This window comes from Sandaracinobacteroides sp., from assembly GCF_057137845.1.
In genome coordinates, this window is record NZ_DBNHFX010000130.1 from 26,039 (window position 1) to 51,264 (window position 25,226).

25 protein-coding genes are annotated in these 25,226 nt (G+C 66.0%); 9 read left to right on the forward strand and 16 right to left on the reverse strand.

All coding sequences use genetic code 11. The features are described from left to right. Positions 1–21 precede the first annotated feature (21 nt). Positions 22–507, forward strand: a complete 486-nt coding sequence (locus AC16JP_RS07380; RefSeq protein ID WP_484339964.1) for an RrF2 family transcriptional regulator — start codon at positions 22–24, stop codon at positions 505–507. Positions 508–544: 37 nt separating this feature from the next. On the opposite strand, the gene rlmN is transcribed toward AC16JP_RS07380, so the two are convergent. Further along, a complete protein-coding gene (rlmN, locus tag AC16JP_RS07385) occupies positions 545–1,741 on the reverse strand; it encodes a dual-specificity RNA methyltransferase RlmN (RefSeq protein WP_484339965.1) in 1,197 nt (398 codons plus the stop codon). Between the two features lie 150 nt (positions 1,742–1,891). Between rlmN and AC16JP_RS07390 the strand changes: the two genes are divergently transcribed. Beyond that, positions 1,892–2,575 (forward strand): PEPxxWA-CTERM sorting domain-containing protein, encoded by a 684-nt coding sequence (locus AC16JP_RS07390; RefSeq protein WP_484339966.1) that lies wholly within the window; start codon positions 1,892–1,894, stop codon positions 2,573–2,575. 134 nt (positions 2,576–2,709) lie between these two features. Here AC16JP_RS07390 and AC16JP_RS07395 read toward each other — a convergent pair whose 3' ends face one another. The 5 genes from AC16JP_RS07395 to lipB form a co-directional block, all read right to left on the reverse strand. Next, positions 2,710–3,276, reverse strand: coding sequence for a PEPxxWA-CTERM sorting domain-containing protein (locus tag AC16JP_RS07395; RefSeq protein ID WP_484339967.1), 567 nt, complete (start codon positions 3,274–3,276; stop codon positions 2,710–2,712). Between the two features lie 178 nt (positions 3,277–3,454). After that, positions 3,455–4,060, reverse strand: a complete 606-nt coding sequence (locus AC16JP_RS07400) for a hypothetical protein (RefSeq protein WP_484339968.1) — start codon at positions 4,058–4,060, stop codon at positions 3,455–3,457. Further along, a complete protein-coding gene (locus AC16JP_RS07405; protein ID WP_484339969.1) occupies positions 4,060–4,362 on the reverse strand; it encodes an SCP2 sterol-binding domain-containing protein in 303 nt (100 codons plus the stop codon). Before AC16JP_RS07405 ends, AC16JP_RS07400 begins: the two co-directional genes overlap by 1 nt. A gap of 121 nt (positions 4,363–4,483) precedes the next feature. Next, the gene (locus AC16JP_RS07410; protein ID WP_484339970.1) at positions 4,484–4,786 is read right to left on the reverse strand and encodes a hypothetical protein; all 303 of its coding nucleotides are present in this window, start codon (positions 4,784–4,786) and stop codon (positions 4,484–4,486) included. A gap of 92 nt (positions 4,787–4,878) precedes the next feature. Further along, a complete protein-coding gene (lipB, locus tag AC16JP_RS07415; RefSeq protein ID WP_484339971.1) occupies positions 4,879–5,565 on the reverse strand; it encodes a lipoyl(octanoyl) transferase LipB in 687 nt (228 codons plus the stop codon). Positions 5,566–5,658: 93 nt separating this feature from the next. Between lipB and AC16JP_RS07420 the strand changes: the two genes are divergently transcribed. Next, the gene (locus AC16JP_RS07420; protein ID WP_484339972.1) at positions 5,659–6,615 is read left to right on the forward strand and encodes a D-alanyl-D-alanine carboxypeptidase family protein; all 957 of its coding nucleotides are present in this window, start codon (positions 5,659–5,661) and stop codon (positions 6,613–6,615) included. Positions 6,616–6,637: 22 nt separating this feature from the next. Here the strand turns inward: AC16JP_RS07420 and AC16JP_RS07425 are convergent, their stop codons facing one another. Further along, complete coding sequence (locus tag AC16JP_RS07425) at positions 6,638–7,699, reverse strand: LytTR family DNA-binding domain-containing protein (protein ID WP_484339973.1); 1,062 nt, start codon at positions 7,697–7,699, stop codon at positions 6,638–6,640. Between the two features lie 139 nt (positions 7,700–7,838). Here AC16JP_RS07425 and AC16JP_RS07430 point away from each other — a divergent pair, with 139 nt between their 5' ends. The 3 genes from AC16JP_RS07430 (at position 7,839) to AC16JP_RS07440 (ending at position 12,832) form a co-directional block, all read left to right on the forward strand. Beyond that, positions 7,839–9,479, forward strand: coding sequence for a carboxylesterase/lipase family protein (locus AC16JP_RS07430; protein WP_484339974.1), 1,641 nt, complete (start codon positions 7,839–7,841; stop codon positions 9,477–9,479). A 44-nt stretch (positions 9,480–9,523) separates the two neighbouring features. Continuing rightward, a complete protein-coding gene (locus AC16JP_RS07435; RefSeq protein WP_484339975.1) occupies positions 9,524–10,441 on the forward strand; it encodes a DUF1838 family protein in 918 nt (305 codons plus the stop codon). A gap of 90 nt (positions 10,442–10,531) precedes the next feature. After that, positions 10,532–12,832 (forward strand): TonB-dependent receptor, encoded by a 2,301-nt coding sequence (locus AC16JP_RS07440; protein WP_484339976.1) that lies wholly within the window; start codon positions 10,532–10,534, stop codon positions 12,830–12,832. A gap of 94 nt (positions 12,833–12,926) precedes the next feature. Here AC16JP_RS07440 and AC16JP_RS07445 read toward each other — a convergent pair whose 3' ends face one another. The 8 genes from AC16JP_RS07445 to AC16JP_RS07480 form a co-directional block, all read right to left on the reverse strand. Continuing rightward, complete coding sequence (locus AC16JP_RS07445; RefSeq protein ID WP_484339977.1) at positions 12,927–14,666, reverse strand: N-acyl-D-amino-acid deacylase family protein; 1,740 nt, start codon at positions 14,664–14,666, stop codon at positions 12,927–12,929. A gap of 160 nt (positions 14,667–14,826) precedes the next feature. After that, on the reverse strand, positions 14,827–15,855 hold the full coding sequence (locus AC16JP_RS07450; protein ID WP_484340001.1) for an Ldh family oxidoreductase: 1,029 nt from the start codon (positions 15,853–15,855) through the stop codon (positions 14,827–14,829). Between the two features lie 67 nt (positions 15,856–15,922). Next, positions 15,923–16,267, reverse strand: a complete 345-nt coding sequence (locus tag AC16JP_RS07455; RefSeq protein WP_484339978.1) for a carboxymuconolactone decarboxylase family protein — start codon at positions 16,265–16,267, stop codon at positions 15,923–15,925. 19 nt (positions 16,268–16,286) lie between these two features. After that, entirely contained in the window at positions 16,287–16,721 is a 435-nt protein-coding gene (gene trxC, locus AC16JP_RS07460) for a thioredoxin TrxC (RefSeq protein ID WP_484339979.1), read from the reverse strand. Further along, entirely contained in the window at positions 16,714–17,139 is a 426-nt protein-coding gene (locus AC16JP_RS07465) for an ArsR/SmtB family transcription factor (RefSeq protein ID WP_484339980.1), read from the reverse strand. The genes trxC and AC16JP_RS07465 overlap by 8 nt, the downstream gene beginning before the upstream one ends. Continuing rightward, entirely contained in the window at positions 17,111–20,410 is a 3,300-nt protein-coding gene (locus AC16JP_RS07470) for an efflux RND transporter permease subunit (protein ID WP_484340002.1), read from the reverse strand. Before AC16JP_RS07470 ends, AC16JP_RS07465 begins: the two co-directional genes overlap by 29 nt. A gap of 14 nt (positions 20,411–20,424) precedes the next feature. Then, positions 20,425–21,453 (reverse strand): efflux RND transporter periplasmic adaptor subunit, encoded by a 1,029-nt coding sequence (locus tag AC16JP_RS07475; RefSeq protein ID WP_484339981.1) that lies wholly within the window; start codon positions 21,451–21,453, stop codon positions 20,425–20,427. Between the two features lie 2 nt (positions 21,454–21,455). Further along, entirely contained in the window at positions 21,456–21,797 is a 342-nt protein-coding gene (locus AC16JP_RS07480) for a rhodanese-like domain-containing protein (protein WP_484339982.1), read from the reverse strand. 94 nt (positions 21,798–21,891) lie between these two features. Between AC16JP_RS07480 and AC16JP_RS07485 the strand changes: the two genes are divergently transcribed. Genes AC16JP_RS07485 through AC16JP_RS07495 form a run of 3 tightly spaced genes read left to right on the forward strand, consistent with a single transcriptional unit; the run spans position 21,892 to position 24,657 of the window. Continuing rightward, positions 21,892–23,169, forward strand: coding sequence for an NAD(P)/FAD-dependent oxidoreductase (locus AC16JP_RS07485; protein ID WP_484339983.1), 1,278 nt, complete (start codon positions 21,892–21,894; stop codon positions 23,167–23,169). 21 nt (positions 23,170–23,190) lie between these two features. After that, entirely contained in the window at positions 23,191–23,394 is a 204-nt protein-coding gene (locus AC16JP_RS07490; protein WP_484339984.1) for a YgaP family membrane protein, read from the forward strand. Positions 23,395–23,403: 9 nt separating this feature from the next. Beyond that, positions 23,404–24,657, forward strand: coding sequence for a TolC family protein (locus AC16JP_RS07495; protein WP_484339985.1), 1,254 nt, complete (start codon positions 23,404–23,406; stop codon positions 24,655–24,657). Here AC16JP_RS07495 and AC16JP_RS07500 read toward each other — a convergent pair. Beyond that, a complete protein-coding gene (locus AC16JP_RS07500; RefSeq protein ID WP_484339986.1) occupies positions 24,654–25,124 on the reverse strand; it encodes an Lrp/AsnC family transcriptional regulator in 471 nt (156 codons plus the stop codon). The genes AC16JP_RS07495 and AC16JP_RS07500 overlap by 4 nt on opposite strands. Between the last annotated feature and the right edge of the window lie 102 nt (positions 25,125–25,226).

A 25,226-nucleotide genomic window follows, 5' to 3' on the forward strand; every position in this document is an offset into this window, starting at 1 on the left:
CAGGCTCATGGGCAAATCGTCATGCTGAACATGAAGACCCGCTATGCGATCCGCGCGCTGGAATTTCTGGCGCGCCACCATGGCGAAGGTCCGATCCAGATCGGCGAAATCGCTGAATCCCAGCGCATTCCCCGCAAGTTCCTGACGGTCATTCTTTCCGAACTCTCGCGCGAGGGGCTGGTCGGCACGCGGCGCGGGCGCGCCGGCGGCTACTGGCTGGAGCGCGCACCCGCCGACATCAGCTACGGCGATATCGTGCGCATCACCCGTGGTTCGATCGCCCTTGTTCCGTGCGCTGCGCGGCTTGGCTACACCCCGTGCGAGAATTGCGTCCCCGAAGACGAGTGCCATCTGCGGCTGGTGATGCTGGCCGTGCGCGATGCGACCTCCGAAGTCCTCGACGGACTGACCCTTGCCAACCCGCCGCCGGTCGAAGTGACGATGCAGTCGAACGCCAAGGCGAAGGCCGCCGACGAACCGGCGCCGAATCACCTGGCAGCGGGCTGAGCCTTCGGCTCACTTGGCAGCGGGCTGAGCCTTCGGCCTACCAGGCAGCTTCCTTTTCGGCGGCGCGCCGGTCCAGTTCGGCGCGGCTCATTTTTTCCGACGAGGATTTCAACTGCCCGCAGGCGGCCATGATGTCGCGGCCGCGCGGCCGGCGGATCGGCGCGGAAATGCCCGCCGCATAGACGATGTCGGAAAAGCGCTGCACCTGCCGTTCGCTTGATGTTTCGAACGGCGCGCCCGGCCACGGGTTCCACGGGATCAGGTTCACCTTGGCGGGCAGGCGATACTTCTGCAGCAGCCTGACAAGTTCGTGCGCATCCTCGTCGCGGTCGTTCTTGTCTTTCAGCATCACATACTCGAAGGTGATGCGCCGGGCATTGTTGGCGCCGGGATAATCGGCGCAGGCCTGCAGCAGTTCCTCGATGCCGTATTTCTTGTTCAGCGGCACAATCTCGTCGCGCACTTCCTTGGTGACGGCGTGCAGCGAAACCGCCAGATTGACACCGATTTCCGCACCGGCACGGGCCATCATCGGCACCACGCCCGATGTCGAAAGCGTGATGCGCCGCTTCGACAGCGCCAGCCCGTCGCCATCCATCACGATCTTCAGCGCATCGCGGACATTGTCGAAATTATACAAAGGCTCGCCCATGCCCATCATCACGATGTTGGTCAGCAGGCGGCCGTCGGGCTGGCTTGGCCATTCGCCCAGATGGTCGCGCGCCAGCATCACCTGGCCGACGATTTCCGCCGCCGTCAGGTTGCGCACAAGCTTCATCGTGCCGGTAAAGCAGAAGCGGCAGTTCAGCGTGCAGCCCACCTGTGACGACACACAAAGCGTTCCCCGGTCGGCGTCGGGGATGAACACCATTTCATATTCCTCGCCGCCGGACCGCAGCAGCCACTTGCGGGTGCCGTCGGTCGAGACATGCGCCTCGACCACCTCGGGGCGGCCCACCACGAAATGCCTGCCCAATTCTTCGCGTAACTGCTTCGACAGGTCGGACATGCGGGCGAAATCGGTTTCGCCGCGATTATAGATCCAGCCCCAGATCTGGCCGCTGCGCATCCGCGCCTGCCGCGCGTCGGCAAGGCCGGCTTCGATCAGCAGTTCGGCGATGCGCGCACGGGCAAGCCCCACCAGATCGACGAGGCCGTCGCTTCGTGCAGGCAATGGGCGGGCAACGGGAACGGCCTCGGCCAGGCCCGGAATCGACATCAGTTCGGTCGGCATGGCGGGCGCCATAGCCGAAAGCGCGGAAAACCGCCAGCCGGGCCGCAACACGGCGCGGTAACAGTCGTTAACTCGCTAAGGAGCGATGGCTGGAATAGGAAAAGCGCCAGCCGTCGCAAGGGTCGGGGCGGCACCGAATAACGAGGATTTATGAGGCTGATCGAACATTGGTTGGGAACGGTTGCCGGAGCGATGATTCTGGCAAGCCCGGTACATGCCGCCGACTGGGTGAACGTCTGGCAGACGAACTTCGACAACAACCAGATCTTTCAGCAGACCGGCCCCTTCGCTGCGACCACCGCTTATGCGGCAGGCGGCGCGCAACTGACGAACGCGCAGGCGCTTCCCGGCTTCGGCACGCGCTATCTGCGCAACGCCACCACCGGCACCACCCGGTTCAGTTTCACCGACATGGCGGCGCACGACGCGCTGAAGCTGACGTTCGACATGGCGTATCTCGACAGTTGGGATAACCCCGCCAGCAAATGGGGGCCTGACTATCTGTTCGTCACTGTCGGCGACACCACCTACCAGTGGGCGCCCGCATGGCCCGGCACGTTGGTGGGCGCCGGCAAATTCGCGCAGTCCGGCGGTTACGGCGACGCCGTCTATCATTATGAATTCATTATCCCGCACACCGGCGGCGCGTTCGATTTCGCAATCCGCGCCGGGGGCAAGGGCTTTCAGGGCGGCACCGACGAAAGCTGGGGTGTCGACAACATCCAGTTGATGGCGTCGGCCGTGCCGGAAGCGCCGACCTGGGCCATGCTGATTGCGGGCTTCGGCATGGTCGGGGCACTGACGCGCCGTCGGAGGGAATCACCAGTCTGCTGACAACCCAGGCTTGGACGGGAAGTCGGCAAGAAGGGGCGCTGTCGCCGGGGGGTGACAGCGCCCCTGTTTGCAGGTTGGCTATGCAGGCAGACACATGCCGACCGGCCGTTGCCGATCGGCACATGCCTTGCGCTTCAGGCTGCCAGGTGCGCGATCCGGCTGCTGCGGCGGCCGCGCAGCGACACACCGACCAGACCGAAGCCCGCGATCATCATCGCCCAGGCCGCCGGCTCGGGAACACCGCCGATGCCCGGAGGCTGGTTGGTGATGCCGGTGATCGTCACGCGGACTGGCGCGCCCATGGTATCCACACAGCAGTTCGTGCCGGTGAAGAAGTCATAGACGCCGTTCCCCAGAGGGATGGGGTTCGTGAACATCCAGTCGTTGTAGGTGCCACGGCAGCAGTTCACCGGATCGGCCTGTGCCCCGGTCAGGCCAAGGGCCGCTTCCAGCGTGTTGTTGATGACGCCGCCCCACTGCACGGTGATCGTGGCATTGGTCACGGTATCCGTGATGTGGAGGCCGCCATTGTCGCTGTAGGGGGACATGAGGTCGCCATGCCAGTGCTCGGCATAGAGAACGGTGCCGGCGTTGGTTTCAAGCCAGCCGAACGTCACCATATGAGCGTCTGCTGCAGTTGCGAACCCTGCCATGGCAAAGGCCGCGACCGAAGCCGCCCTGAGAAATGATCCGATTTTCATAAAATACTCCCCTGATTTGAGCGTAGTCCGGCAACACGCCCAAAGCAGCGGGAATTTCTACGACACACGGGGAAAATGCCCCAAGCGCCGCGCCCGATGCAGCCACCTGACAAATGTTATATTACACCCGTGGATAATTCTTCTGCAAGCGGATTCGCGCGGCCCTGCCGGGCTGCCCTCAGCGGCAGCGGCCCTTCTTGTCGCAGTTCTGGATCGGTGGAACCTGCGCCCATTCGAGCCGTGGCAGCAGCACGGCCGGGATGTCACGGCTGACGATCAGGCTTTTGCGCAGCTCGTCCAGCTCGGCAGCGGCGAATTCGCCGAACTTGCCCTTGGGCACGGCCAGCGCGCGGCGGCCGACCATCGCAGCCGCGTTGCAGAAGCTGTATTGGGCGTCGAAGGTCGCCCAGCTCTGGTTGGTGCGGGTCGCATAGGTATCGAAGGCGCGCTGCCCGACCCTCGGCCCCTGCCGACGGACGAAATAGCCGGTCATCGATTTGAAACTGTCGGCCAGTTCGTCGCTGTGCTGGCGCAGCAGCGCGTTATAGGTTGGCACCGTCGCCAGAAACGGCGAAAACTGGCATTGCAGCGCCGCGACGTTCAGGCCGGCGCGCAATGTCCAGACATTGTCTGCAATCACTTCCTTCGGCGTGAGGCTGGGAAGCGGTGCAGAGGCGACGGACTGGGCCGACACCTCCGCAGCAATACCAAGGATGCAGGCGACGGCCAGCGATGCCCGGAAACCGACGCCGAGGCCGACGATGAAACCTGCACCCCTGCGCATCAGCCCAGGATCTTCCCGAGCTGCATGGCGATGCCCATGTCGCCTTCGACCTTGAGCTTGCCCATCATGAACGCCATCTGCGCGTTCTGCTTGCCCGACGCGATGTCGGTGAAGTCGGCCATCGAAACTTTCACACGGCAGTCGGTGTCGCCATCGTCGTTCGAGACGCTCGCCGGGCTGGCCTTGCCGTCGATACGGACGACGCCGTCGCCGCCGAAGTCGAAGGTGACGATTTTGCCGGCAATGCCGCCATTGCTGGCTACCTTTTCGCTCATGGCGCCGGTGATTTCTGCAAGACTCATGCTGTTTCCTCCCTCGGAATCAATCGGGAATCCCGGGATACACGTAATAGAAAGGCCGCCGTTTTCAGGGCGGCCTTTCCAAACTTGCCCGGCAGCGCGTCAGCGCGCCGGACCGGTCCTGTTACTGCTTGGCCGGTGCGGCGGGAGCAGCAGCCGGAGCAGCGGCCGGAGCGGCAGCAGCGTCGGCAGCGACGGCGCCAGCGGCGGCGTCGGCAGCTACTGCGGTGTCGGCAGCGGCGGTTGCAGCGTCGGCGGTTGCAGCGTCGGCAGCAGCGGTTGCGTCGACAGCAGCGGTGTCGGCCGATTCAACCGGAGCAGCTTCGGTCGCAGCCGGCTCGGCCGGCTTCTGGCCGCAGGCCACAACGAAAAGTGCAGCACCGGCAACAACGGCGGCTGCCTTCATCTTCAGAAGAACTTCACCCATTATCTGACTCCTGATGGTCTGTTACGAGTTCCGGGTCATGTTTGTCCTGAACCCCGAACCGGGCGCGAACGTAACGGCAAATTCGATCCGCCTCAAGCATGTTCATCCCGGCGTTGCGACGGCTCGCCGAGAGTGACCAGCATTGCAGGCAGTCGGCGGTGCAGCGCCTCGTCCAGTTGGGCCATCGTAGCACCCGGCACCAGATCGGCCAGCCGCGCGACCCCGTGATCGGCGATGCCGCACGGAACGATGGCGCCATAGTGGGAAAGATCGGTCGTCACGTTGATGGCAAGCCCATGAAAACTGACCCATTTCCTGACCCTGACACCGATTGCGCCGATCTTGGCGATATCGCCCCCGGCGCGAACCCAGATGCCGGTTCCCGCCTGGTGGCAAAACGCCGCAACCCCGAAATCCGCAAGCGCGGCGATCATCCAGCCCTCGAGTGCGCCGACATAGGCGCGGACATCGCGGCCGCGCCGGCCAAGGTCGAGCATTGGATACACGACGCGCTGCCCCGGCCCGTGATAGGTGAACCGCCCGCCGCGCCCGGCTGCAACTACGGGAAAGCGCGCAGCATCGACCAGTTCGGCAGCAGCGGCGCTGGTGCCTGCGGTAACGACAGGCGGATGTTCCACAAGCCAGATCTGTTCGCCCGCTTCTGCACGCAGCATGGCCGCCACATGCGCCTCCATTGCAGCCAGCGTGTCGGCATAGGGCGAAAATCCCGCCCGCACCTGCCAGTCCGGCTGTTGCCTGAAATCCTCAGTCGCGATCATCCGCGACGGATAGCCCCTGTTTGACGACGACGCCAGCCAGCGAAAGTGCTGCGGACTCTTGGCGGGATTCCGTGAAACTGTTAGGATTCCTCCATGAAACACCGTCGCATGATCCGGTTTGTTGCGCCGCTGCTTTCGGCGCTGGTTCTGGCGCCCGCTGCCGCCAATGCGTCCAGCCTTTTTCCGCAGCCGAAATACGCCGCCTACATGGCCGACGCCGACACCGGCGAGGTGTTGTATTCCCGCGCGGCCGACCAGCAGCGTTTCCCGGCGTCGATCACCAAGGTGATGACACTGTATATGGTGTTCGAGCAACTGGCTGCCGGAACCCTGAAACTCGACGATCAGGTGACGTTCAGCCGCCTCGCCGCCAGCCAGAAGCCATCGAAGCTGGGCCTGAAAGCCGGGCAGACGCTGACCGTCGATCAGGCGATCCGCAGCCTTGCCACGAAATCCGCCAACGACGTGTCGGTCGCGCTTGCCGAACATGTTTCCGGCAGCGTCGAGAATTTCGCCCGCCTGATGACGACGCGGGCAAAGCAGCTTGGCATGCGCAACAGCTATTTCGTCAACCCGAATGGCCTGCCCGACGCCCGGCAGGTGACGACGGCGCGCGACATCTTCCTGCTGTCGCAGGCGACGATCCGGCACTTCCCGCAATATTACAGCTATTATCAGCAGCAGCAGTTCGTGTTCGGCAGCCAGGTGCTGGCAAACCACAACCACCTGCTGCGGACGATGCCCGGCGTCGACGGCATCAAGACCGGCTATACCAACGCTGCCGGCTTCACCCTGGCGGCATCGGCCGTTCGAAACGGCCGGCGGCTTATTGCAGTCGTGCTTGGCGGCCCGTCACGGATCGCGCGTGATAATAATGTCGAAAGCCTGCTGAATGCGGGCTTCACCGTGCTCGACGCCCGTGCGAAAGGCCGCCTGATCGAGGTGGCCGACCTGCTGTCCGAGCCGGGCGACCTGAATGACCGGCTGCTGGAGCGTCTGGTCGAGCAGGGAAGCAGCGACCCGGCCCCCGCAACACCGAAGCGGCGCTGACCGGCCGCCTGCAAACCGCGCCCTAGCGCGCGGATGCGCCGCCCGCCACGATCCCCAGTTTGGGCAACCGTTGTTCGACGGCCCGCACATGGGTGCGGCTGACCGGCGTTTCGGTGCCGTTCGACAGGTTGAGAATGCCGGTGTGGCCGGTTCGGCGGAAGCCCCTGATCGCGCGATCCGCCACCCAGCACGTCCGGTGCACCTGCAGGCCGGTGATCGGGTGCGCCAGCGCAATCGCATCACCAAGCCGGGCAAACGTCAGCAATTCGCCGGTATCGGTGATGATGCGGACATAATGATCGTTCGATCTGAGCGCGACCAGATCCGGCCGCGCCACGAGCGGCTGCCGCAGGTCTGCCGCTGGCCCCTCCGGCGCATCGGCGGGGCGCAGAACTGGCGCCTGATCCCGTGCTTTCGGCGATGTCTGCGCCGGATAGCGGTAGCGCGGGATCCCCAGCAGACGATCGAAAACATGGTTCGCCAGCATCCACGCCAACGTCCCCGGCGCCAGCTTTTGCAGGAACTGCGAAGCGAACGACAGGCTGAACGCGAGCGGCACCGGCTCGCCGCCGGGTGGCCGGGTGGATTGCAGCGACGCCGCAAGGTCGAGGATCTCGATGATGGGCTGCCTGAGCAGAAGCGCCGACAGCAGCGCCCCCGAGAGGGTGATGACCCAAAGCGGCGGCCTGAGCGGCGCGAGCAGACGGTGCACGACAGCGCTGCCCAGGGCCGCCGCAAGCCAGCCGACCATCACTGTCGCGCCCCACAGATACAGCGCGAGGACGAGGCTGGTGCCCGGTCCCACCGTTACCCGGAACAGCGCCAGCGGCAGCGCCATGAACAGCAGCGGCACGACCACATAGAGCATCAGCCCGGGCGAGTTTCTGAGCATCGCCATACCGGCGATCGGGCCGGCGATTGGCGCCTGCGATGCCGCCCGTTCATCGGCCGGCAAGCCCGGATCTGGTGGTGTCGCAGACGTGGGAGAGTTGCGAGGTGAATCGCCACCTTCTCCCTCGGGTGTTTCGCGAACAGCCATCGTCATGGCGTTTCGCGAACGGTCATGGCTGTTCCCGAACAACATGCGGCCCCCTTTGGCTCGCTGCGAAAAAGACCGTGCGCCTTGTTTCGCGTTGCGGCTAATTTGTCCAGTCAAATTCGGCCCCGCCCAACGGTGCCGAACAACCGCCGGACGATGGCGGAGCGATTGGAGAGGGACTGGCTTGAGCGAGAACAGCGGCAACGCCCGCCAGTGGCGGATGGCATCGATCCGTCAGGCGATCGCGAAGTGCATGGGCCAGACGGCCGCTGCTGGTGTGGCCGGGCTGATTCTGGCACCCGCCCTGTCGGCGACCGCTGCGCACGCCGCGCCGGCAGCCCCGGTCGTCGCAATCCAATCCGGCAAGGTTTCGGGCGCGGCCGAGGGAAATGCCCTCGTCTGGCGCAACATTCCCTTTGCTTCGGCGCAACGCTGGGAGGCACCGACCGCCGCGCCGACATGGCAGGGCATGCGCGACGGCACGACACCCGGCCCGATCTGCCCGCAAAAGGCCGAGGGCGACGCCCGCAATTTCGCCCAGAGCGAGGACTGCCTGAACCTGAACGTCTGGGCGCCTGCCGCCAAGGGCGGCAAGCCGCTGCCGGTGATGGTGTGGATCCACGGCGGCAGCTTCCGGGTCGGCAGCGGCTCGCTGCCCTTGTACGACGGGCAGCAGATCGTCTCGCGCGGGGTCGTGCTGGTGACAATCAACTACCGTCTGGGGCTGCTGGGCCGCTTTGCCCACCCCGATCTTTCGAAACAGCAGGCAGGCGCACCGCGCGCCAACTATGGCCTGATGGATCAGGTGGCGGCGCTTCAATGGGTGCAGCGCAACATCCACGCATTCGGCGGCGATCCCGCTAACGTCACCATCTTCGGCTATTCGGCTGGCGGTGTTTCCGTCAATTATCTGATGGCCGCGCCGGGCGCCTTCGGCCTGTTCCACAAGGCCATCGCCCAGAGCGGCGGAATCCAGATTGAGACGACGCGCCATATTTCCGAGCAGCGCCCCGGCCTCCTTGGCAAGCCGCTTGAAAGCGAAGGTCTGGCGACGGCCAAAAACTTCGGCACGGAAGGGCAGCCGCTGTCGCTTGCGGGGCTGCGGCAGGTGCCCGCAGTCGACCTCGTCGCCTATCAGGAAAAGACGCTGATGGGTTCGTTGAACCCGGTCGTCGACGGCGTGCTGATCCCCGACGATATCGGTCGCACCTTCCGCGACGGCAAGCAGGCCCGCGTGCCCTACATGGCCGGCTCGACAAGCTGGGAAGCAAGCCTGATCAGCTATACGACGCCCAAGCTGCCGCCGCGCGCGGTGCTGTCGGGGATCGACGATCTGGACGGCGCCCGCAAGGCGTTCGGCGGCCTCGATGATCCGGCGATGGCCGATGCATGGTTCGCCGATTCCGTGTTTCTGGGCACCGCACATTATCTGAGCCGCGCGCAGGCGAAAGCCGGCCAGCCGAGCTTCCTGTATCTGTTCGACCATGTGCCAGCCGCGATCCGCGGCACGGTTCCGGGCGCCGCGCATGGCGACGAGGTGCCGTTCATCTTTGGCACGCTGCCGAACAAGATCCGTGGCCTGACCGCCGACAAGGTGAGCGCCGTAGACCGCCGGGTCTCGGCGATGATGACCGACTACTGGACCCGCTTTGCCAAGGCGGGCGACCTTTCCCCCAAGGGTTGGCCGCCGCTCGCCCGGCAGACGGCGACCGGCACGTCGATCAACATGCTCGATGCCGATCCGCGCGTGGTGACGAAGTTCAAGGTGAAGGAAATGGACTACCTCGACGGATATTATGCCAAGCGCATCGATCTGTCGAAGTGACTGGCAAGCCATATCAAATGATAAGCAACGGGAGAGAGTTCAACATGCTGCGTTCGATCATCCTTGCAGGCTGCGCGCTTGCCTGCGCCTCGGTAGCGATGCCGGCGGCCGCCCGCATGCTGGATCCGGCCAAGCCCGAAGACGCGCTGGAAATCGGCAAGCGCGTCCAGTGCGGTATCGAAGGCAAGCCGGCAGTGATGTACTGGTCCGGCAAGGTCTATTCGCGTGTGCAGGGCGAACCTGATCGTCATCTGTTCAACGGCGAAGGCATGAACATCCGCCAGTGCGTGCCGCTGACCGACGCCAAGCGCGGCAACGGTTTCCGGCTGGTCAGCCGCGAGGTGATGTTCTTCACCGACCCCAAGACCGGCGAAATCATCCGCAAGTGGCAGAACCCCTGGACGGGCGAAACCGTCGACGTGATGCAGATCGCCAACGATCCGGTGAACCAGCCGCCGATGTTCGCGCGCGGACCGAACGGCGAAGCGCCGCCGCCGATGCGCCTGAAGCAGATCGGCGGATGGACGCTGATGCCGATGGAAATCCCGCTGTTCTATACCAACCCGCTGGGCGGCGATTACCAAGATTATGTCGGCAACAAATACCACGCCATGGAAATCTTCGACTGGACGGCACAGACCAGCGAACTGTTCGACACGCGCAAGCCCACGGCCTTCCCGAGCGTCGCCTGGGTGCGCATTTCCGACTGGATGCCGTGGATGAAGATGCGCGGCCGCCAGGGGCAGATGGTGTTCAACGCCATGGGCGCCAAGATCGCGAGCTTCGACGAACTGCCGAAAGTGATCAAAGACGAGATCGCAGCCAACTATCCGGAATATGTGGCGCCGCCTCCGGTCGACGACAAACGGCCGAATGCCACCACATGGACCGTGTTCCGCCAGAAGATCGACGCCGAGCGCAAGGCGAATCCGCCCGTCGCGCAGCCGCGCCCGACCCACTGATGGGCGGTGCAGCCCACGACCCCCGGCAATTCCAGACATTGAAACAAGCCTGAAATCCGAACACCGAATATCCGAACGAGGAGGAACTACGTGAAACGAACTGCACTTCTGAAGCTGTCGGCAGCGGCGATCGCCTACTTCCCGGCGGCTGCCTACGCCCAGCAAACCGCTTCCACCGGCACCGAATTCGAAGCGTCGGAAATTCTGGTGACGGCCCGCAAGCAGACGGAAAGTCTGGCCGACGTTCCGCTGGCGATCAGCGCCTTCGATTCGCGCATGATCGAAAACGCCGGCATCCGCGACCTGAACGACGTCGCCCGCCTGACCCCCGGCTTCAGCTTCACCTCGGTCATCGGCGAATTCATGCCGACCCCGATCATCCGCGGTGTCGCCCAGACCGACCTGTTCGGCTCGGACCCGAACGTCGCCATCTTCATCGACGGCGTCTATACCGGCGCCCGCGAAGCGCTGAACTTCGCCCAGGCCGACATCGAGCGCATCGAAGTTGTGAAGGGTCCGCAAAGCGCGCTCTATGGCCGCAACGCCTTCGCCGGCGCCATCAACATCATCTCGAAGCGCCCGACCGACGATCTGTCGGGCCGCGCCGAAGTGACGTACGGCACCAATGGCCGCTTCTCGGTCATCGGCTCGGTTTCGGTGCCGCTGGTCAAGGACGTGCTGGCCATCAAGCTGACCGGTTCGCACAGCGAATATGACGGCAGCCACAAGAATCTGACGGGCGGCCCGAACCTCGGCGGCTACAACTACAACACCTTCCAGACCACGATCCGCCTGACGCCGGCACCTGGCTTCGAAATGGTTGGCGGTCTCTATTACTCGGACGACAAGATCAGCCCGCCCGCAGCCTCGACGCTGTATCCCAACTGCGAAATGGTCCGTGGCGTCTACCAGACCTATTGCGGCACGGTTCCGACCCTTGCGACCAACGAACTCAGCTCGCACCCGTCGGCCTATGGCCAGAAGCGCAAGACCCTGCGCACCTTCCTCGACGCCCGGCTCGACATCAACGACTGGGAGTTCGGCTGGCTGACCGGCTATAACAAGGTCGATCTGGCAGCGCTGACCGACGCCAGCCGCGGCATTCCCGATACCTTCCGCTATCTGGCCCCCGGCGGCGCCATCAAGACGTTCAGCACAACCCTGCTGCGCGACGAGGGCGAGCCGATGTTCCGCGAGTTCAGCCAGGAAATCCGCCTGACCTCGCCGCAAAGCGAACCGATCCGCGGCAGCGTCGGCACCTACTTCTTCTCGGGCGTGCAGACCCGGCCGAACTTCGACGGCATCAGCACCGAGCCGCGCCCGGCCGACTTCATCATGACCTTCCCGATCCCCGGCCCGTGGAACACTTTCTTCGACGGCCGGATCTTCGACAAGACGGTCCGCCGGCAGGTCGAGAACATGGCGGCCTTCGGCTATCTGGAAGGCGACGTGACTTCGAAGCTGACGCTGCGCGGCGAACTGCGCTACAGCGTCGAGCGCCAGCACACCACACGGCCGGCCTCGAACATCGGCCAGCCCACTGCGGCCATCAACAAGAAGCTGGAGTTCAAGACCTGGACACCGCGCTTCGGCATCCAGTACAAGGCAAACCGCGACCTGATGATCTACGCTTCGGCGGCACGCGGGGCGAAGTCGGGCGGGTTCGATCTCAGCGCACCGACCGAGCAATATGATCCGGAATATAACTGGACCTATGAACTGGGTGCAAAGGGCGCGGTCCTCGACGGCAAGCTGATGTTCGACGTCAGCGCCTTCTACATCGACTGGTCGCGCATCCAGATTCCGGTGCTCGACCAGACGCAGGCGCCGCCCGTCACCGTGACGCGGAACCTCGGCGATGCGGAAGTGAAGGGCTTCGAAGCCCAGATCACGGCGCGGCCGGTGCAGCAACTGACAGCCGGCGTGGGCGTTTCCTACACCGACTCGAGGTACACCAAGGCGCTGAACGCAGGCTTCGCCGGCTTCCCGTCGTTCGCGCCGAACGGCGATGTCAGCGGCAATGTCCTGCAGGCAACCGCCAAGTGGCAACTGTCGGGCACGCTGGATTATCGCCAGCCGATCTCGGACGAGTTCACGGGCTTCCTGCACGCCGACGCATCCTGGAAGTCGAAGCAGTTCGTCGATGCCACCAACCTGACGGTTCTGCCGAGCCGTGGGATGGTCAACCTGCGGATCGGTGCCGAAAGCAGCACTTTCCGGGTTGAAGGCTTCGTCGAGAACCTGTTCGACAACCGCCGCCCGACCTTCGCTTTCCGCGATGTGTTCCTGGGCAACTACATGAACGGGATGTCGGTGATTTTCCCGCCGCGCATCACCGTCACGCATCCGCGCGGTCGTGAACTGGGCGTTCGCGCCTCGGTCCGCTTCTGAGGGATGGCTGACTGCCGGGGGATAACCCCGGCAGACCGGAAAATGGCCCCGCCCCGGCACTGTCGGGGCGGGGCTTTTTCGTTTGCGTCAGTGCTCAGGCAGCAGCGACAGGCCGCCCGCGCCGCACCAGCCTGCCGGGCAGCGCGCCCGTCGGCTGGCCGTGGCGCCAGGTCACTTCGCCCGACACGATGGTGGCGACGATGCCGTCCGCCTTCTGGTGCATGCGGCGGCCGCCGGCGGGCAGGTCCTGCACGATCGTCGGCAGATGCAGCTTCAGCGCCGCCATGTCGATCAGGTTCAGATCGGCCTTCATGCCGACGGCGATGCAGCCGCGATCGGCAAGGCCGGCAAGTGCGGCCGGGCGGCTGGTCAGTTCGGCAATCGCATCGGCAAGCGCGATCTTCTGCGCTCCCTCAGCGTCGCGCGCCCATCGTTGCAGGTAATAGGTCGGGAAGCTGGCGTCGCAGATCAGGCCATAATGGGCGCCACCATCGGCCAGCGCCATCACCGTATGCGGATGGCCCAGCATCTCGCGGACGGCATCGAGGTTTCCGTCGGTGTAGTTGGCGGCCGGCAGATAGAACAGCGCATGGCCGTCATCAGCCAGCAAGGCATCCAGCATATATTCGGCGAACGGCACCCCCGCCGCCTGCGCGCGGGCTTCCATGCGTTCGTCGGCCGTCGGTTCATAGTTCGGCCGGTCGGCCCACTGGCAGGCAAGGCGCGACGCCTCGATCAGCATCAGCGTCGCCGGGTTGCTGTGCTCGGGCTGTTCGGCCAGCAGGCGGCGGCGGAAATCGGGGTCGCGCAGGTGGCGCAGCCGTTCGCCAGGCGGCCGATCGGCGATTTCCTTCCACGAAGGGTGGGCGCTGAAATAATGCAGGCTGACATCCAGCCCGAAGAACATGCCGACCGGGCGCGGCGCCACCTGGCCGCGAATCTTCAGGCCGTCGGCGGCTGCCTTTTCCAGTTCGGCCAGATAATGCCGCCAGCCCGCCCCCGGCTGCGCCGCCACATCGAGCAGCGTGAACGATACCGGGCGGCCGCCCCGTTCCGCCACCCGCCGCAGCAGCGGGAACTCCTCCTCGGCTGCTCCGCCCGGCGCCGGGATGATCTGGAACACACCGGCGCCCGCATCGCGCAGCCCGTCGGCCAGCGCGCAAAGCTCGTCGGCGTCAGAGTGCAGGCTGGGGGCCAGCTCTCCGGCGCGGGTGCGGTGCAGCAGGTTGCGCGAGGTGGTGACGCCGAACGCGCCGGCGCGGATCGCCTCGGCAACCAGTGCGCGCATGGCGGCAAGGTCGGTCGCGGTCGGCGCTTCGGTGCGTGCCGCGCGTTCGCCCATCACGAACACCCTGACAGCGGAATGCGGCACCTGCGCCGCCACGTCGATGTCGAACTGTCGCTGGTCCAGCGCGTCCAGATATTCGGGGAAGCTTTCCCAGTTCCAGGGGATGCCCTCCACCATCACCACTTCGGGGATGTCCTCGACCCCCTCCATCAGCTTGACCAGCATGTCGCGCTGTTCAGGCCGGCACGGGGCAAAGCCAACTCCGCAATTGCCCATCACCGCAGTGGTGACGCCGTGCCCCGACGACGGCGCAAGGCGGTTCTCCCACGTCACCTGCCCGTCATAGTGGGTGTGCACATCGACGAACCCCGGCGTGACGATCAGGCCATCGGCCTCCAGCACTTCGGCGGCATCGCCTGCAAGGTCGCCGATCGCCGATATGCGGCCGTCGCTGATTGCGATATCCGCGCGCCGGGCTTCGGCCCCGGTGCCGTCGTGTACGGTGCCGCCGCGGATGATGAGGTCGTAACGTGGCTTGGCTTCCATCCGTGCTTCCCTCCGTGTTTGCCTCGGTCGCGGGCGTTGCGCCCGGCTGCGGCAAAGGTTTCAGCATGGCCCCCGGTCGGCAACCGCCATTCTTGCCAGCCCGCAGCAGGTGCAGGCGGCGCCTGGTTCTACGCAGCAGGCAATATCCGGATGGCATGGCTCATGCGGGTTCCCCGATCGCCATTATGTCGGCGTGAAGGCGCGCCGGGATGCGGACACCTTCGCGGCGACTGATGGCGCGCGCCGCATAGCGCCGGGCCGATGGCAATCTGGCGCCCTGCCCCTCGATGCTGGCGAACATCGCTTCCGCCGCCGCAAAGCGGTCGGTCAGGTCGCCTCCGAGGAAGCCTGCCGGGTCCAGTGCGATCACCAGTTCGCCGCCGATCGGCGAGCCGCCGCGCCCGGCATCGAGCGCAATCGACTGGGCGCTGGTCAGGTCGCCGATCAACGGCCCGGCAAGCAGCTCGACCATCGCCGCCAGCGCCGAACCCTTGTGGCCGCCGAAGGTCCGCATGGCGCCCGCCAGCACCTGTTCGGCGTCGGTCGTCGGGTTGCCGCCAGCGTCGTAGCCCCAGTCGTCGGGCACGGGTTTTCCGGCGCGGCGGTGCAGTTCGATCTCGCCGCGCGCCACTGCGCTGGTGGCGAAGTCGAATACGAACGGATCGCGGCCGGGCCGCGGCCAGCCAAAGGCGATTGGGTTGGTGCCGAACACCGGGCGGGTGCCGCCGGCGGGCGCCACCCAAGCGTGGCTGGGTGTGCAGGCCAGCGCAACCAGGCCATGCGCGACGACCGCTTCGACTTCGGGCCACAGCGCCGCGAAATGGACGCAGTTGCCAAGCGCCATCGCCGCGATGCCATGCCGCCGCGCCTTGTCGACAAGCAGCGGCAGGCCCATCCGGAACGGAAGTTGCGCAAAGCCACGCCCGCCATCGACGCGAACCACGGCAGCTGCCGGTTCGGATACCACAGGTACGGCATCCGGCACCACCACGCCTGCCTTCACGCTGTTGGCGGCGACCAACAGTCGATAGATGCCATGGCTTGCACAACCGTCACCCTCTCCGGCGACCATGGTTTCTGCCACTGCGTCGGCATGATCGGGCGCGAGGCCCACGCTCCGCAGTTTCGCCCGCGCCAGCGACCGCAGTTCGTCCAGCGTCATGAGCACGTCGGCCAACGCAGCCTCCATCATCCGGGTTCAATATCGTATACCGTAGACAGTTTAGAGGCTGGTGGTCAACCGTGCGGGCTGCGCGCTATTCCGCCCCGAACTGCTTTGCAGCCTCAAGCGCCTTTGCCGCATACATCGCGCTTGGCCCGGCGCCCATATAGACCGCAAGCCCCAGCGTTTCCGCGATCTCGGCCTGGGTAGCGCCTGCCTTCACCGCCGCCTTGGCGTGGTAGGCGACACAGGGGTCGCACCGGACGGCAACCGAAATGCCGAGCGCCACCAGCTCCTTGGTTTTGGTATCCAGCACTGCGTCGGCGGTTGCGGCCTGCGCCATCTGCCCGAATGCGCGCATCACATCGGGCTGGGCGCCGCGAAAGGCTGCAACCTGCGGGTTCATTTCCTGTACCAGTCCGGGCCAGTCTGTGGTCATGATATTCTCCGTCTTTGGCTTAAGATGATTGCGCGAATGCGCGGATCTGCGGCGCCGGCAATGCGCCCGACACGCGGTTTATTTCCCGGCCGCCGCGAAACAGCACCATCGTCGGCACCGACTGGATCGAAAGCGCCGCCGCCAGCGATGGGGCAGCATCGATGTCGACCTTGGCCAGCCTGACGTGCGGCTCCAGTTCCCGTGCCACCTGCTCGTAGGCGGGCGCCATCGCCCGGCACGGCCCGCACCATGCAGCCCAGAAATCGACGACGAGCGGCAGGGTCGAACGGTCGCGGTGCAGGCGGAACCCTGCCTCGTCCAGCATCAGCGGATGGCCGGGAAACAGTGGCGCATGGCATTTGCCGCAGGCGGGGCGTTCGGCAAGGCGGGCGGCCGGCACCCGGTTCACCGCGCCGCACGAAGGGCAGGGGCAGAGTTCATTGGTGTCAGCCATGTCGCACCGCAACGTCGGGCACGAAGGGATCGAGGCGCGAGGGCGGCAGCCCGGCTTCGCACAGGTCGCACAGGCTTTCCATCACTGCGCGCACACGCGGATCGAGCAGCCGATAGCGCACCGACTGGCCTTCCCTTCTGGTGGCGACAACGCCGGATTCGCGCAGCAAGGCCAGATGCTGCGACACCCGCGACTGCGACAGCCCCGTCAGCTCGACCAGCTCGCCGACGGTCGGGGTGATGCCGCCATCCATGTCGCCCATGCCCATCCGGCACAGCATTTTCAGCCGGTCGGGGTTGGCCAGCAGCTTCAGCGTTCGCGCGATCGCGTCGGCGTCGCGGGCAAGGGCCGTTGCAGGCGGCGATATCGCTTCATGCTTCATCGGCTCGTCATCCATGTTGCTTCGTCGGTTCGCCATGCCAGTCACCGGCTTCGGCCGCTTCCGCAAGGCCGTCGTCCCGCAACATGATATAGATGGCGGGAATGACAAGCACAGTCAGCAGCGTCGAGGAAGCCAGACCGAACAGCAGGCTGATGGCGAGGCCCTGAAAAATCGGGTCCATCAGGATCGTGGCGGCGCCGATCATTGCGGCAAGCGCCGTCAGCACGATCGGCTTGAAGCGGATGCGCCCCGCTTCCAGCAGTACGTTGCGCAGCGGCTTGCCCGGTGCCCGCGCATGGTTGATGAAATCGACCAGCAGGATCGAGTTGCGCACGATGATGCCGGCAAGCGCAATGAACCCGATCATCGAGGTGGCGGTAAAGGGCGCCCCGAACAGCATATGGCCAAGCACGATCCCGACCAGCGTCAGCGGAATGGGGGTCAGGATTACAAGCGGCAGCCTGAAGCTGCGGAACTGCGCGACGACCAGCACATAGATCCCAAGCAACGCAACCAGAAACGCCGCCCCCATGTCGCGGAACGTTACCCATGTGATTTCCCACTCGCCGTCCCACAACAATGTCGGGCGGCTTTCGTCGTCGGGCTGGCCGTTCAGCCGGATCACCGGCTTTTCCAGCCCGGCTGCCTGCCAGTCGAACCCGTCGATCGCATCGTGCACCGCCTGCATGCCGTAGATCGGCGCCTCGCGGCTTCCCGCCAGTTCCGCCATCACCATGTCGGCGGCGCGCCCGTTCCGGCGAAACAGCATCTGGCTGCCCATGCCCTGATCGGCGCGGACCAGTTCCCCCAGTTCAACCAGGCGTGGGCCGCCTGCCGTCTGCGCAACCGCAACCGGCGTTGCCTGCAACGCCCCGTCCCAGACGCGCCCCGGCTGCTCGAGCGAGATTTCGATCGGCAGCGGCTTCAGGCCGTCGCCGCGCGGCGCATGGCCGACCACGCGATTGCCGGTAACAGCGCCGATGCTGTCCAGCAACTGGCCCTCGGACAGACCGAGGTGGTCGAGTGCGGCCCTGTCGGGCAGCAGACGCAGTTCGGGCGGGCGCGTGCCGAAGCTGTTGTGCACATCGACGATGAAATCGACCGAACGAAACAGCCGTTCCACCTGCATCGCCGTCGCCCGCCGGCTTGCCTCGTCGGGACCATAGATTTCCGCCAGCAGCGTCGCCATGACCGGCGGGCCGGGCGGCGTCTCGACGACGCCGAGCGTCGCACCCGCCGGCAGCGGCGCTTCCCGCAGGGATTCTCGTAGCGCCAGCGCGATGTCGTGGCTTGAACGATCCCGCGCCGAACGATGCTGCAACTGCACCATGACATCCCCCTGATCGGGATCGCGGCGCAGGAAATAATGGCGCACCAGTCCATTGAAGTTGAACGGTGCGGCCGTGCCGGCGTGCAGGTCCATCGCCACGACTTCGGGCATACGCCCGGCAATGTCGGCCAGCGCGATCAGCGTTCGCTGGGTATCCTCGAGGGCGGTTCCAGCCGGCATGTCGAGGATCAGTTGCAGTTCCGACTTGTTGTCGAACGGCAGCAGCTTCACCGTCACCGCCTTCAGATAGAACATCGAGCCGGCGACGATCGTCGCAAGCCCCACCGCCAGCAGGAACAGGCGCGCGGAACGGCGTGACGCGATCACGCGGCGCGCTACGCTTTCATAGGCCCGGCCAAGGCGGCCGCCATGCGCGTCGTCGTGATGGGCCGCCCGGCCGAAGATCGCCATGCGCGCGAAGCGGACCATCAGCCACGGCGCAATGATGACGGCAACGAAGAACGAGAAGATCATCGCCGCCGAGGCGTTCACCGGGATGGGGGCCATATACGGCCCCATCAGGCCCGACACGAACAGCATCGGCAGCAGCGCCGCAACGACGGTCAGCGTTGCGACGATCGTCGGATTGCCCACCTCGGCGACGCCGTCGATCGCGGCTTCGACCCGGCTGCGACCGTCAGCCATGGCCCAGTGGCGGGCGATGTTTTCAATGATGACGATCGCATCATCGACCAGAATGCCGATCGAGAAGATCAGCGCGAACAGGCTGACGCGGTTGATGGTATAGCCCATCAGGTTCGACGCGAACATTGTCAGCAGGATCGTCGTCGGAATGACGACAGCCGTCACTGCGGCTTCGCGCCAGCCGACGGCGAACCCCACCAGCACCACGATCGACACCGTTGCCAGCGCCAGATGGAAGATCAGTTCGTTCGCTTTTTCGTTAGCGGTTTCGCCGTAGTTGCGGGTGATTTCGGCACGCACGCCCTGCGGGATGAGTGGGCCGCGCAGACTTTCCAGCCTTTCCGATACCGCATCGGCCACGCGCACGGCGTTGGCATTCGCCCGCTTTGAGATCGCCAGCGACACGGAAGGCGCCAGCGAAAAGCCCTGATCGCCCGAACGAGCCTGATCGCCCGAAACACCCTGTTCAGCGGTTCGCACCATGCGCCATGCGCGCGCCTGCCGGTCGACCGGTTCCTGCCGGACTTCGGCGACATCCGAAAAAAGCACCGGCGCCCCCGTGACCGAGCGCAACTGCAACTGTTGCAGATCGGCCGCCGAAGAAATCCGGCTTCCGGCAACCAGCAGGTCGGCGCGCCCGGATTCCCGCAACTGCCCGGCCGGGAATCGCCGGGCCGCCTGCCCGACGCCTTCCATCACCGTGCCCAGCGATACGCCGTGCGCGGCAAGGCGGGCAGGATCGGGAATGATGCGGATGGCATCCTCGCGGCCGCCAACGATGAAGGTCAGGCCGACATCGGGCACTTTCACCATCTCGTCGCGCAACCTCTCGGCAAGGCGGTACAGTTCGCGATCCGACCAGTGCCGGGCGGCGCCCGCTTCCGGCGACAGCGTCAGCACCAGGATCGGCACATCGTCGATCCCTCGCACCGTGACCCTGGGCCAGGGAACGCCTGCCGGCGCGCGATCGGCGTTGGCGTCCAGACGCTCGGTCACCCGGATCGCCGCATCCTCGGGCCTGGAGCCGACTTCGAACCGCGCCGTCACCAGCACGCCATGGTCGCGCGCCTGCACATAGACATGCTCGACGCCGGGCGTGCCCAGCAGGATCTCCTCCAGCGGCTTTGCCACATGCTCGACCGCGTCGGTCGCGGCCATGCCGGGCACGGCCACCTCGATATCGACCATCGGCACGGAAATCTGCGGCTCTTCTTCGCGCGGAATGGTGATCGTCGCCAGCAGCCCGACGAGAATGCTCGCCAGCAGGATCAGCGGCGTTAGCGGCGACTGGATGGTCGCACGGGTGAGCCAGCCGGCGATTCCCAGCGGCACCTTTGGCCGCGCCGTCATCGGCCTTGGCCTGCGGGCAGCACGACCACATCGCCGGGTTTCACCCCCGACAGCAGTTCCACATCACCGCCGGCCAGCGTGCGCACTTCGACCGGCACGTCATACGCGCGCTTCCCGTCTGCCGACAGCAACCGCACGAAATTCAGCCCGAACCGCTGCTGGACGAAACGACCGGGCACGGCGATGCCCTGCCGTTCCCCCAGCACGACTTCCGCCGTAACGCGCTGGCCCACCAGTTCCGGCGCAAGGCCCGGCACCACCACGTCAGCACGGCGGCGACCTGCCTGCACCCCCGGATATGTTCTGGCGATGCGGCCGCTGACGGTTTCGCCGGCCTGCCTGCCGGCAAGGCCCGCGATCCGCACCGCCATCCCGTCGGCAAGGCGTTTACCCAGCCCTTCGGGCACATCGAGGCGTACGACCGGCGGCCCGGCGGTGATGGTTGCAACCACCACGCCGGGCGCCACCGCCGATCCTTGCGGAAGGTCCGCCACCAGAACCGTCCCGGCAGCCGGCGCGCGCACGACGCCCTGCCCCTCGGCCGCGCGCACCGCGCCCTGTTGGGCGCGCGCGGCCGACAGCATGGCGTCGGCCGAACGCGAAGCAGCCTGCGCCTCGTCGAGCCTGCTTTGCGCATAGACGCCTTCGCGGTGCAGCAGCCGGATGCGTTCGAGGTCGGCCTGCGCCCGCGCCGCCTGCGCGGCTGCAGCCGTGACACCGGCGCCCTGCGCGGCGGACTCCTGCGCCAGCCGGCTGTCCTCTATGACGGCGATCGGCTGCCCTGCCGTCACGCGGTCGCCGGCGCGCACCCGCAGCGACGCCAACACACCGGGGATACGGGCGCGGGCTTCCGCCATGTCGCGCGTAGTGACCGTGGCCGGCACTTCGGCCGTGTCGGGCAGACGACGCATGGCGATCGCCAGCCGCTCTCCCCGGACATCGTGCGCCACCGGCGCCTTTTCCGCAGGCGTCGAATCACAGGCGGCCAGCGCCAGTGGCAGGGCCAGCAGGAATTGCACACGCATCGTCAGGCGCCACGCGCAAGCGGCAGTCCGGCCGCTGCCCAGGCGCCGATGCCGCCGGCCAGGTGCCCGTCGACCACCGCCCTTGCTGCCTCGCAGGCGGCAAGGGCGCGCGCCGAGCGCCCGCCCGCAGCGCAGTTCAGCACCAGCCGCCGCCCTTGCGCATCGGGCAGTTGCGCCGGCGAGAAGCGCGAGAGCGGCAGGTTCAGCGCACCCGGAATGTGAGCCGCAGCAAACTCGTGCGGCTCGCGCACGTCCACCACCAGCGCATCGCCTGCCTCTAGAAGTGCCGCCAGCGCGGTGGCGCCGATGTCGCGCGGATTTTCCCGCCTGCCGAATCCGAACATGCGCAATCTCCAGATAATTCTTACTTGCGCATATCATGGAATATGAATATATAGTCAAGCAGGAAGTTGACAAACATCCGGGAGGAGCATCGTCGTGACGTTACCGCGAATCGTCGTGCTGGGTGCAGGCCTTGGCGGCACCATTGCCGCCTATGAAATCGCCGGCGCCGTCAAGGGACGGGCCGAGACGATGGTGGTCGCCAACTCCGAGGACTACTGGTTCGTCCCCTCGAACCCGTGGGTGGCGGTGCGCTGGCGCGAACCCGAGGCCATCCGCGTGCACCTGCCGCCGGTGATGCAGAAAAAGGGCATCGGCTTCACGGCCGTCGGGGCAAGGCGTGTCCACCCGGCGGAAAACCGGCTGGAACTGAACGACGGCACCAGCCTGCCCTACGACTGGCTGGTGATCGCCACCGGTCCCGACCTCGCGTTCGACGAGATCCCGGGCTTCGGCCCTGGCGCCAACACCGTCTCCATCTGCGAGACCGGCCATGCCGCAGCCGCAGCCGAAGTCTTCGATCGGCTGGCGGCCAGCCCTGGACCGGTCGTCGTCGGTGCAGCGCAAGGCGCGTCCTGTTTCGGACCGGCCTATGAATATGCAATGCTGCTCGACACCGAGCTGCGCAAGCGCAAGCTCCGCGACCGTGTGCCGATGACGTTCATCACCCCTGAACCATATATCGGCCACCTCGGCCTGGACGGCGTCGGCGACACCCGGGGCCTGCTCGAAAGCGAAATGCGCGAGCGCCATATCAAATGGGTGACGTCCAGCCGCATCGTTTCCGTCGACCCCGGTGTCGTGCACATCGAAGAGGTCGGCGAGGACGGCGCTGTAAAGAAGGCGCATGCGCTGCCCTTCCATCTGGCGATGATGATGCCACCGTTCCGAGGCGTGCCGGCGGTGCGCGATGTCGAGGGTCTGGTGAATCCGCGCGGTTTCGTGCTGGTCGACCGGCACCAGCGAAACCCAACGCACCGCAATGTCTTCGCGCTGGGTGTCTGCGTCGCCATACCGCCCACCGGGCCGACTGCGGTTCCGGTGGGAGTGCCCAAGACCGGCTTCATGATCGAATCGATGGTGACGGCGATCGCCCGCAACCTCTCGGACCTGCTCGACGGCCGCGAACCCGGCTTCGAAGCAAGCTGGAATGCCATCTGTCTGGCCGACTTCGGCGATGGTGGCGTCGCTTTTGTCGCGCAGCCGCAGATCCCGCCACGCAACACCAACTGGTCGTCCAGCGGCAAATGGGTGCACCTCGCCAAGATCGCCTTCGAGAAATATTTTCTGCACAAGGTGCGCCGGGGCGAAGCCGAACCATTCTACGAAAAGCTCGCCCTCGATGTGATGGGCGTGAAAAAACTCCGTTCCTGACACCAGAAAAGGACCATCCCGATGAACGTCGACCGTGCCGTTTTCGCCTTTGCCGGCATCGTGGTGCTGGCAAGCCTCGCGCTCGCCCACTTCTTCAGCCCGAACTGGCTGTGGCTGACGGCATTCGTCGGCTTCAACCTGTTGCAGTCGGCCTTTACCGGCTTCTGCCCGATCGCCAGGCTGTTCGCGAGGCTCGGCCTGCCATCCGGCCACGCCTTCCGCTGAGGCTGCATCATGCGTCTGCTTGCCGCCGCCCTGCTGCTGGGTGCCGCCACTCCCGCCGCCGCCGTGACCCCTGAATCCGTAACCCTTGAACAGGCGATCGAAGCGGCGCTGGCCACCAATCCGGGCATCGATGCGGTGGACGCCAGACTGAAAGCCGCCGAAGCCCGCGTGTCGCAGGCAAATGGCGCCCTGCTGCCGACCGTCACCCTGTCGGGCACCTGGGCCACCGGACGGCTGGACCCCGGCGGCTATTTCGGCCTCGCCGCCGCCGACGTGCAGCCGCGCGCTGCCGTTGCCACGCTGGAGCAGCCGCTGTTTGCCGGCGGGCGTATTCTGGCCGGGCGCGAAGCCGCGCGCGCCGCCCGCGGCAGCGCGATGGCAGCCGCAGAACTGGTGCGGGCGCAACTGTCCGCCGAAGTCGCGGCCAGCTTTGCCGCAGTCGTCACGGCGCGGCGCGAAGTACATTTGCGCGAGCGCCAGTTGGCAGAGGTGCGCGAGATCGAACGGCAGGCTGTCGTGCGTTTCCGGGCAGGCGACGCACCCTCGACCGATGTCGCGCAGGCGCAGGCGCGGGCAGCCGGGGCCGAAGCCGGCCTCGCCAGTGCGCGCGCCGCCGAGGCAGGCGCCGCCGCCCGCTTCCGGGTGCTCACCAGTCTCGCGCCGCTGAATCTGGGCGCCATCCCGACACCGCCCGCAACCGCCGCCAGCCGCGACGAAGCCGTGACGCAGGCGCTGGCCCACAGCCCGGCGCTGGCAGCGGCAGACGGCGCAGCGCTTGCGGCAGAGGCTCAGGCGAAAGCGGCCCGCGCCGACTGGCTGCCCACAGTCGCCGGCTTTGCCGAAGGCTCGACCGCGCGCGACCAGTTTTTCCCCGGATACCGGGGCGATCAGGCCGTGGTCGGGGTGCGCGCCCGCTGGGTACTGTTCGATGGCGCCCGCATGGGCCGCATCGACGAGGCGCGCGCCAGCGCCAGCGCCGCCCGAGCCGACGCCAGCGCCGCCCGCCGCGAGATCGAAGCCGAGACCATTGCCGCCTACGAAGGCCTTGCCGCCGCCCGGCTGATGGCGGAAGCCACCCTGCGCCAGCAACAGGCGGCCAGCGAGGCGTTGCGATCCACCCGTCTGGAAGTGAAGACCGGCATGAAGCCGCAACTGGCGCTGCTGGACGCCGAGCGGGAATCGCTGGACGCTGACGTGGCCGCTGCCCGCGCCGAGGGTGGGTTACTGGTTGCCGGCTGGCGGCTGAAGGCGCTGACCGGCTAGACTGCAGGCCGCCCCTCGCGCACCGTTTCCATCGCAACATAGGTGGACGTGCTTTCGACGTGCGGCAGGCTGGAAATGCGCTCGCCCAGCACGCGCCGGTAGGTGCGGATGTCGGCGGTGCGGACCTTCAGCAGATAGTCGAAGCTGCTGGCGATCATGTGGCATTCCTCGATTTCCGGCACCTTCAGCACCGCAGCATTGAACTCCGCCAGCGCCTTCTCGCGCGTGTCGGACAGCTTCACTTCCGCGAATGCCACATGCTCCTTGCCCAGAAGCGCCGGGTCGACGATGGCGCGGAATCCGCGAATCACCCCGGCCCCTATCAGCCGCCGCAGGCGAAGCTGCGTCGGTGTGCGGGTCAGGCCGATGCGATCGGCAAGGTCGGCGACGGTCATGCGGCCGTCGGCCAGCAGCGCCCGCACGATCCTGTGATCGAACTCGTCCAGATCACTATCACTATCACTCATACTTATCATATAAACCATGGTATAGCGTATAAATAGCCGTTTTGGCGTGAATCAGTGTTGTTTTTAGCCGCGTCTGTCGTCTGCCGTCATGCTATGGTCCCG

Coding starts and splice junctions, on each gene's coding strand:
- AC16JP_RS07380 (WP_484339964.1), top strand. CDS start 22: ATGCTGAACATGAAGACCCGCTATGCGATCCGCGCGCTGGAATTTCTG.
- rlmN (WP_484339965.1), bottom strand. CDS start 1,741: ATGCCGACCGAACTGATGTCGATTCCGGGCCTGGCCGAGGCCGTTCCC.
- AC16JP_RS07390 (WP_484339966.1), top strand. CDS start 1,892: ATGAGGCTGATCGAACATTGGTTGGGAACGGTTGCCGGAGCGATGATT.
- AC16JP_RS07395 (WP_484339967.1), bottom strand. CDS start 3,276: ATGAAAATCGGATCATTTCTCAGGGCGGCTTCGGTCGCGGCCTTTGCC.
- AC16JP_RS07400 (WP_484339968.1), bottom strand. CDS start 4,060: ATGCGCAGGGGTGCAGGTTTCATCGTCGGCCTCGGCGTCGGTTTCCGG.
- AC16JP_RS07405 (WP_484339969.1), bottom strand. CDS start 4,362: ATGAGTCTTGCAGAAATCACCGGCGCCATGAGCGAAAAGGTAGCCAGC.
- AC16JP_RS07410 (WP_484339970.1), bottom strand. CDS start 4,786: ATGGGTGAAGTTCTTCTGAAGATGAAGGCAGCCGCCGTTGTTGCCGGT.
- lipB (WP_484339971.1), bottom strand. CDS start 5,565: ATGATCGCGACTGAGGATTTCAGGCAACAGCCGGACTGGCAGGTGCGG.
- AC16JP_RS07420 (WP_484339972.1), top strand. CDS start 5,659: ATGAAACACCGTCGCATGATCCGGTTTGTTGCGCCGCTGCTTTCGGCG.
- AC16JP_RS07425 (WP_484339973.1), bottom strand. CDS start 7,699: ATGTTGTTCGGGAACAGCCATGACCGTTCGCGAAACGCCATGACGATG.
- AC16JP_RS07435 (WP_484339975.1), top strand. CDS start 9,524: ATGCTGCGTTCGATCATCCTTGCAGGCTGCGCGCTTGCCTGCGCCTCG.
- AC16JP_RS07445 (WP_484339977.1), bottom strand. CDS start 14,666: ATGGAAGCCAAGCCACGTTACGACCTCATCATCCGCGGCGGCACCGTA.
- AC16JP_RS07450 (WP_484340001.1), bottom strand. CDS start 15,855: ATGGAGGCTGCGTTGGCCGACGTGCTCATGACGCTGGACGAACTGCGG.
- AC16JP_RS07455 (WP_484339978.1), bottom strand. CDS start 16,267: ATGACCACAGACTGGCCCGGACTGGTACAGGAAATGAACCCGCAGGTT.
- trxC (WP_484339979.1), bottom strand. CDS start 16,721: ATGGCTGACACCAATGAACTCTGCCCCTGCCCTTCGTGCGGCGCGGTG.
- AC16JP_RS07465 (WP_484339980.1), bottom strand. CDS start 17,139: ATGGCGAACCGACGAAGCAACATGGATGACGAGCCGATGAAGCATGAA.
- AC16JP_RS07475 (WP_484339981.1), bottom strand. CDS start 21,453: ATGCGTGTGCAATTCCTGCTGGCCCTGCCACTGGCGCTGGCCGCCTGT.
- AC16JP_RS07480 (WP_484339982.1), bottom strand. CDS start 21,797: ATGTTCGGATTCGGCAGGCGGGAAAATCCGCGCGACATCGGCGCCACC.
- AC16JP_RS07490 (WP_484339984.1), top strand. CDS start 23,191: ATGAACGTCGACCGTGCCGTTTTCGCCTTTGCCGGCATCGTGGTGCTG.
- AC16JP_RS07495 (WP_484339985.1), top strand. CDS start 23,404: ATGCGTCTGCTTGCCGCCGCCCTGCTGCTGGGTGCCGCCACTCCCGCC.
- AC16JP_RS07500 (WP_484339986.1), bottom strand. CDS start 25,124: ATGAGTGATAGTGATAGTGATCTGGACGAGTTCGATCACAGGATCGTG.